This is a genomic window from Paraburkholderia adhaesiva (assembly GCF_021390575.1).
Classification (GTDB): domain Bacteria; phylum Pseudomonadota; class Gammaproteobacteria; order Burkholderiales; family Burkholderiaceae; genus Paraburkholderia; species Paraburkholderia adhaesiva.
Map to the genome: position 1 here is coordinate 227,676 of NZ_JAJEJQ010000003.1, position 7,325 is coordinate 235,000.

The 7,325-nt window shown below is 66.3% G+C and carries 3 protein-coding genes and 1 pseudogene; 2 read left to right on the top strand and 2 right to left on the bottom strand.

The window, feature by feature from the left end; translation table 11 throughout:
* Positions 1-75 precede the first annotated feature (75 nt).
* On the top strand, positions 76-1,206 hold the full coding sequence (bcsZ, locus tag L0U80_RS24990) for a cellulose synthase complex periplasmic endoglucanase BcsZ (RefSeq protein ID WP_233873819.1): 1,131 nt from the start codon (positions 76-78) through the stop codon (positions 1,204-1,206).
* 44 nt (positions 1,207-1,250) lie between these two features.
* Complete coding sequence (locus L0U80_RS24995) at positions 1,251-6,029, top strand: cellulose synthase subunit BcsC-related outer membrane protein (RefSeq protein WP_373322315.1); 4,779 nt, start codon at positions 1,251-1,253, stop codon at positions 6,027-6,029.
* A gap of 51 nt (positions 6,030-6,080) precedes the next feature.
* On the opposite strand, the gene L0U80_RS31720 is transcribed toward L0U80_RS24995, so the two are convergent.
* Entirely contained in the window at positions 6,081-6,584 is a 504-nt protein-coding gene (locus L0U80_RS31720; RefSeq protein WP_233872165.1) for a DUF3331 domain-containing protein, read from the bottom strand.
* A gap of 346 nt (positions 6,585-6,930) precedes the next feature.
* A pseudogene (locus L0U80_RS25005) lies at positions 6,931-7,104 on the bottom strand (aromatic acid/H+ symport family MFS transporter); the annotation flags it as partial.
* Positions 7,105-7,325: the final 221 nt, after the last annotated feature.

The window sequence follows — 7,325 nt, forward strand, 5'->3', positions numbered from 1 at the left end:
CGCCGACTGTCTCGCGCCCGTACGCGGGCCACGCGTGCACCGCTTGCGGTGTTCCTGAGCCGCCTCGTGTGCGGCATGACGCTCGGCAGCGCGGCGTTCGCAGCGGCGGGCGCCGGCGGGACGACCCCCGTGCCGCCGTGCGGCGACTGGCCGTCGTATCGCACGTTCGTCGAGCGCTTCGTGCAGTCCGACGGGCGCGTGGTCGACTTCTCGGTGCCATCGCAACAGTCGACCTCCGAAGGCCAGTCCTATGTGATGTTTTTCGCGCTCGTCGCGAACGACCGCGCGACGTTCGACCGCGCGCTCGAGTGGACCCGCCACAATCTCGCGGGCGGCCAGTTCGACGCGAACAACGTGCGGCTGCCGGCCTGGCAGTGGGGCCGCAAGCCGGACGGATCGTGGGGCGTGATGGACCCGAACCCGGCGTCCGATTCTGATCTCTGGATCGCCTACGACCTGCTGCAGGCCGGGCGGCTCTGGAATGTGCACGACTACACTGCGCTCGGCACGGCGCTCGCCGCGCAGATCGTGTCCCACTCGGTGACCGATCTAGCAGGTCTCGGACCGATGCTGCTGCCAGGACCGGAGGGTTTTATCAACGGTGACGTCACGCGGCTGAATCCGAGCTACCTGCCGCTTTCGCTCTTGCGCGGTCTCGCACACGACTTGCGCGGCGGCCCGTGGACGGCGCTCGCGCAGAACTCGCTGAAGATGGTGATCGCAACGTCGCCGCACGGCTTCACGCCTGACTGGGCGGCCTGGCATCAGGGGCAATTTGCCGTCGATCCGAAGACCGGCGACCTCGGCAGCTACGATGCGATTCGCGTCTATCTCTGGGCCGGCCTGGCCGCGCCGTCCGATCCGCTCGCCAAGCCCTGGCTCAACGCCGTGCGCGGCATGAACGAGCGCGTTACGCAAACCGGCGTTCCGCCCGAGAAGGTCGCGGTGACGACCGGCAACGGCACGGGCGAAGGTCCCCTCAGCTATTGGGGCGCACTTGCACCGTATTTCGCCGCGCTAGGCGACACACGCAACCTCGCGCTCGCGCGCACGCGCCTTGCGGCGCTCGACAACGGCACCCCGGGCCGCGAACCCGTCTACTACGACCGTGTTCTCGGCCTTTTCGGCACGGGTGCGATCGACGGCCGCTATCGCTTCGACGTGAACGGTCAGTTGATCCCGGCGTGGAGAGCGGCATGCCATTGACGAAGCGATCCGCCCACGACCCGCCGCGCTTGCTGCTTTCGGCGATGCCGCAAGGCGGCAGGGCGCGCGCGCTCGTTGCGTGCCTTGCGCTGACCGGCGGCGTGGCGCTGACGCTGCCGGGCGTCGCGCATGCGGTGACACCGGACCCGCTCGCGGCGCTGATCGATCAAGGCAAGTACTGGCAGGCGCACGGTCGAGGCGACCTCGCCGAGCAGTCGTGGCAGAAGGTGCTGCGCATCAATCCGAAGCAGCCCGATGCGTTGTTCGGCATGGGCATGGTCATGGCCGACCGCAAGAACGGCAGCGCGGCGGAACAGTACCTCGCACAACTGCGCCAGGTGGCGCCCAACTATCCCGGCATCGACGAACTGGGTCACCGGCTCGGCCAGACGAGCCCGCGTGACCAGGTGGTGACCGAAGCGCGGCAGTTGGCGCAGGCGGGCAAGAGCGCGTCGGCGGTCGAGGATTACAGGAAGGCCCTCGCGGGCCAACCCGGCACGCCCCAGTTGCGACTCGAGTACTACCAGGCGCTCTCCGCGACGCCGAACGGTTGGGACGAGGCGCGCAAGGGCCTCGAGGACCTTGCGCGCGAAAATCCGCAGGATCCGCGCTTCGCGCTCGCCTATGCGCAGCACCTCACGTATCGCGACACTACGCGTCGCGACGGCATCGCCCGGCTCGAACAACTCGCCGGTGACAGCCAGGTCGGCCAGCAGGCACGCGCGAGCTGGCGACAGGCGCTCTTGTGGCTCGCGGCGCGGCCTTCGGATCAGCCGTTCTACGATGCGTATCTGAAGATCGTCCCCGACGATCCGGCCGTGAAGGCGCGCTACGAAAGCATGGTCAAGGAGGGCGGGGAAGCGCGCTTGCGTGCGCAGGAAAACGCAGCGAACGACATTCGCGGCCGCGTAATCGGCGAAGGCTTCGCTGCGCTCGATCGTGGTGACCTCGTTACGGCGCGCGCGAAGTTTTCGTCGGTGCTATCGACGTCGCCGAACGACGGCGACGCATTGGGCGGCATGGGCATCATCGAACTCAAACAGGAGCATTTTGCGGCGGCGCGCGACTACCTCGAACGTGCGTCGCGTGCCGGCAACCCCGCACGCTGGCGCGAGGCGCTCACGAGCGCGACTTACTGGACGTACATAAGCGAGGCCCTCGGCGCCCAGAGCAACGGCGATTTCGTGAAGGCGAAATCGCTGTTCGAACGCGTGATCGCGCTCAATCCGTCCGACGTCACGGCGCAGGTCATGCTCGGCGAGGGGCTGCTCAACAACCACGACCCGCAGGGCGCGGAGCAGGCCTTTCGCATGGCGCTGCGCCGCCAGGCCGACAATCCGGATGCGATCCGCGGCCTCGTCGGCGCGCTGGCCGCACAAGGGCGCGGCGACGAAGCGCTGCAGTTCGCGACCCAGCTCACGGCCGAACAGCAGGCGAAAGCGGGCGGCCTGAACCGCCTGCGCGGCACGGCCGAAGCGGCGCAGGCGCGCCAGGCCGAAGCCCAGGGCGACCTCGGGCGTGCGCGCAGCCTGTTCGAAGACGCACTCGTCAGCAATCCTGATGATCCGTGGCTACGCCTCGATCTCGCGCGCATCTACGTGCGGCAGGGCGCAGTCGGCACCGCGCGCGGCATGATGGATGGCCTGCTCGCCGCGCATCCCGACATGGTGGATGCGCTCTACGCGAGCGCCCTTTTGGCGGAGCAGACGAAGGACTGGTCACGGGGATTGCAGTTGCTCGATCGCATTCCGGTCGCGCAACGAAGCGCGGCCATGACCGGACTGCAGCACCGGCTGTGGCTCGGCCAGCAGGTCGATCTGGCGACGCAGATGGCGAAGCGCGGGCAGAACCAGGAAGCACTTGCGATGCTGCGCAATGCAGAGCCCCTTGCGCTACAGACGCCTTCGCTCGTCGGCCAGCTCGCGGGCGGCTATGTGGCCGCGGGCGATCCGGCTCGCGCGAAGTGGCTCGTGCAAGGCGCGATGGCATCGGCGCCAAACGACGCCGGGCTGCAACTGCAGTACGCGAGCATCCTGCTCCAGAGTCACGAGGATGCGCAGCTCGGTGACGTGATGCGCCGTCTGTCGACGATGCAGCTCACACCCGAGCAACGCACAGACTTCGACAATCTGAACCTCGCGATCGTCGTGCGTCAGGCCGACAAGGTTCGCCTGACGGGCGATCTCGCGAGCGCTTACGAAGTGATCGCGCCGTGGCTCGCGGCGATGCCCGACAACCCCGACCTGCAGGCCGCGCTGGCTCGGTTGTATTCGTCGGCGGGCGATCCGTCGAATGCGCTCAAGTCGTATCGTATTGCGCTCGCGCGCCGCCCCGACGACCTCGGTTTGCAGATCGCTGCGATCTACGCGGCAAGTGGTGCGAAGGACTGGCGCTTTGCCGAACAGACCGCCGCCGCGGCGCTCAACACCTGGCCGGACGACCCCGACCTGCTGGCCGCTGTGGGCCGCATGTACCGTAACCAGGGCAAGAACACACTCGCCGAGCAGTACCTGCGGCGCTCGCTCGTGGCGAGCACGACGCCAGTGGGTGCTCGAGTTGCCACGGTCGCGTCGAACGTGCCGCGCGGCTGGGAAGCACTCGGCCAGCCCCTCGGTGCGAATCCGTTTCCGGGCACCAACCCGTTCGAAGGCAAGACCGCCATCGATACGGTCAGCCCGTCGTCGACGAGCGCCGGCCGCCACGCGGCGCCGGCGCCCACCGTGCCTTCGTGGTCCCAACCTCCGTCTCCCGTTACGACCGTGCCTACTACCCTCCCGCCGGCGCTGCCCGCGCCGTACGTCACGCCTTACGTGGCGCCAGCCGGGGCTGTATCGGGGTACCAGCCGCTGCCCGCGTCGAACACGCTCGCGAGCGACCCGGACCCCACGCCCTCTGATAGCTACGGACCCGACACGGCTGGTTCCAGCGCCTCGGGTGTTCCTTCTGCGGCTCAGCCTCTGCAGCCGTATTCGCAGTACGCGCCGGCGGCGCAGCCGTACGCGCAACCATATGGCCAGCTGGCGCCCGCGGCGCCGTATCCCCAGCAGGCGAATCCGTATCCGTCGAACGCGCAGCCTTATGCGCAGCAAGGGCCTTACGTCGCGGCACCCTGGCCGATGTCGCCCGCCGCACGCGAGGCGCAGGGCCAATACAACGCCCCGCCGCAGGCGACGCAAACACAGAACAGCAAGCGCACGACCGCTCAGTCGCGCAAGCAGTCAAACGCGAATCGCCAGGTGAACGCACCGCAGGGCTATCCGCCGGGGTATGGACAGCAGCCGTATGCGCAGGGCTACGGGCAACCGTATCCGCAGCAGGGCTACGCTCCGGCCTACGGGCAGCAGCAGCCCTATTATGCGCAGGGCTATGGTCAGCCGTATCCGCAGCAAGGTTACGCGCCGGCACCTTATCCGCAGCAGCCGTATCCGCCGCCCTACGCGCCACAGATCTACGCGCAGCAAGGCTACGGCCAGCCCTACGTGCCACAACCGCCTTACCCGAACCAGGGTTACGCGCCGCCGCAGTACATTCCGCAGCCGCCGGCGGGCTACGCTCAACCATATGCGCCAGCGGTGCCGGGCACAGCGCCCGCGCCACAGCAGGTGGCGAGCACGCAGACGCTCGCCGTCGCACAGGAACTGGCAGAGGTGAATCGCGAGCAGGCGAGCACGGTGTCGGGTGGTGTTGTGTTCCGCAATCGCGCAGGCGAAGACGGACTGTCGAAACTCACGGACATCGAAGCGCCGATCGAAGGCCGCATCAGGGCGGGAAACGGCCACGTGGTTGTGACCGCTACGCCCGTCACGCTCGACGCGGGCACAGCGAACACCGACTTGCCGACGCTCGCGCGCTTTGGCTCGGGTCTATCGAACAGCCCGGCGGGCAGCAACTTCGGCTCGCAGACGGCGAGTGGCGTCGGGCTCTCGATCGGTTATGAGACACCGTCGATCAAGGCGAGCATCGGCACGACGCCCATCGGTTTCCGCTATCAGAACGTGGTGGGCGGCCTCGAGTATGACGGAGGCGTCAATGACAAAGTCTCCTACTCACTCGCCGTAACACGCCGCGCCGTCACCGACAGCTTGCTCTCCTACGCCGGTACACGCGATGAGGGCGCAGGCCTCCAATGGGGCGGCGTGACGAAGACGGGCGGGCGCGCAGCGCTCGGTTGGGACGACGGCACGAGCGGTCTCTACGTCAACGGTCAGTTTCAGTACTACGAGGGCCATCACGTAGAAAGCAACTACGAAGGCAAGGGCGGAGGCGGGGCGTACACGCATCTGTACAAGGATGCCGACCAGACGCTTATCGCAGGCATGAACGTGACGTGGATGTCGTTCAGCAAGAACCAGTCGTACTTTACCTATGGCCAGGGCGGCTACTTCAGTCCACAGCAGTTCGTGATCCTGAATTTCCCCATCGAATACACAGGACGTTACGGTCTGTTTACTTACGATGTGAAGGGCTCGATCGGTGTGCAGCACTATCGCGAAGATGCGGTGCCGTATTTCCCGCTCGATCCGGGCCGCCAGACGAACGCCGCGGCCAACATGAACAGCGTGACCACGGCCACGCTCGATGCCAACGCGGTCTATCCGGGGCTGAGCAAGACGGGCTTTGCGTATTCGCTCCTCGCGAGCGGCGAATATCAGTTGGCGCCGCAGTTGGCCGTGGGCGCGATGGCGTCGCTCGGCAATGCGTATCAGTATCGCGAGTGGCTTGCAGCGGTGTATGTGCGCTACAGCTTCTCGCCCCAGTACGGTTTGCAGCCGTTCCCGCCGAGGACCTTCACCTCGCCGTATCTCGCGAATCTGAATGATTGATGGTGCGCGCCGCGTTCGACTCCCATCGACCCGACGCGGCATGCAGCAGGCTTATTCGAAGCGTTCCAGCGCCTCGGCGCGGATCATCTGCGACAGGTTCGACGGCGTTCCACGCGACCCACTCACCGGATGGTAGATGTTGTCGCCGCGCACGATCGCCTTGCCGGTCAGCGCGCAGACGCCGCGCGTGCGCGCGGCGCGCAGCACCCAGCGCTGCTCGCGATAGTTGCCGCCCGTCGAATCGCGCCAGGAGATGGACACCGCCTTCGCTCCGATACGCTCCACGAAGGTCACGACCGCATTGCGGCCGTACCCGGACGCGAGCGATGCCGCGGCGTCGACACGGCGGCTCTTGTCCGGAAGCGCTTCGGTATCGGTTTCATCGCTCTGATCGACGATCTGGTCGGTGTCCGCATGGTCGCTGACCTGTTCGAGTTGCGAGATCGTCGCGGCCCACGGATCGCCCTGCTGGACGGACGCTGCCCTGTGAGCTTGTCCGCATAGCGGATACGCGGGTGCCGAATGCGTCGTTTGCGTTGTTCGTAGCTGGCTCACGTCGAATTCCTCCGCTGCTTGTGCGATGTCGCCGGAATCGTATCTGTGAGGCTGCGTCGGATAAATCCTTATTTAGCAACTACTGAGTTTGGTCCCGCCAAACAATGGCGCACCTGCCAGCTTTGCGGGCGCTTCGCGTTGTCCGCACCGACGGTACGTCCGGAGGTAACGCCGCTCTATATGGCGAAGAGGGCGCGGCAGCTCAATGTCCGAACTACCGGGAAGCCGTCGCGCTTACTGTGACGAAGCGCGGTTGCGCGATCCGCTCGAGGAGCAGCGCGACACAAGCGATCGTGCCGACGATGGCAACCGTCGTGAAAATACCAGTGAACGTGAAGTGACGCCGAGCGTGGTCTGGTTTGGTGAGGGACCATTCGTCGAGCAGCGAAGGCGCGATAAAACCAATCGCCGCTGTATCGAAGGAGTCGAGGAAGCACGTCGCAAGGACGAGCCACTAGAAGGGGGACAACAGATGCTCGTTAATGAACGTAAGCACGTTGACGGCCGGATTGCGGCGCATGAGCGTCGCCGCATAGTTTGAGCGCTCAGCGGGCACTTACCATGTCGGCGGCGCTTCGTGTGTGCCGGGGTGCGATTACGAATAGGACTCACGGCGGCGGGTGAGCATCCGAATAGGGACACGATCTCTCAGGGCACGAAGCCGCACACCAGTGTTGGCGATGATGAATTCTCACCCCCGCGCAAGCCGGCGTTCAAGAATAAATAGGCCCGCAGGCAGTG